At 68.5% G+C, this 590-nt stretch carries 1 protein-coding gene; it reads right to left on the reverse strand.

Going from position 1 to position 590, the window contains the following annotated elements:
• Positions 1-10: 10 nt before the first annotated feature.
• Positions 11-590: flagellin modification protein FlmC (locus tag J7528_RS23995; protein WP_291879877.1), on the reverse strand; the 580-nt coding region annotated here is incomplete at its 5' end.

Raw genomic sequence — 590 nt, forward strand, 5'->3', positions numbered from 1 at the left:
GCTTTGGGGGTCATACGCGGCGATCTCCTCCCAGATTCGCCAGGTCCGGCCGGCTTTTCACGAAGGCGCGGACATCGTCCGACGTGAAGGCCGGCTTGGCGGTGTAGAGTCCATCGTACACCGCGCGGACGAAGTCCAGATCGTCGGGCCGATCCACCGTCCACCGGACATCGCCCTCGTCGGCGGCCTGCTCCAGGCCCTCGATCTTGAAGCGGCTGGGGTGGCGGTACAGGAACGGCGTGACGTGTTCGTGGTCATAGGGATCGCGGGTCTCGTCGGCGGCGATCTTCAGGGCCACGGATTCGAAGACCTCGACGTCCAACCCCTTGGGGAAGCTGCGCCGGGCCGGCGTGTTGGAGGTGTAGTCGGCGCCGGAGCGCTCGTGCAGCGCCAGGGTCCGGTCGATCAGGTCCGGATCGGCCAGCGGACAGTCGGCGGTGAGGCGCACCACCGTGCGGACCGGTCCGAAGGCGTCGATCGCGCCGATAAAGCGGGCCAGCACGTCGTCCAACGGCCCGCGATACACCTCGAGCCCGGCGGCGATCAGGCAGACGGCCAGCGGATCGTCGCTGCTCTGATCCGAGGTGGCC

It is taken from the genome of Caulobacter sp. (genome assembly GCF_017744445.1).
Taxonomy (GTDB): Bacteria; Pseudomonadota; Alphaproteobacteria; order Caulobacterales; family Caulobacteraceae; genus Caulobacter.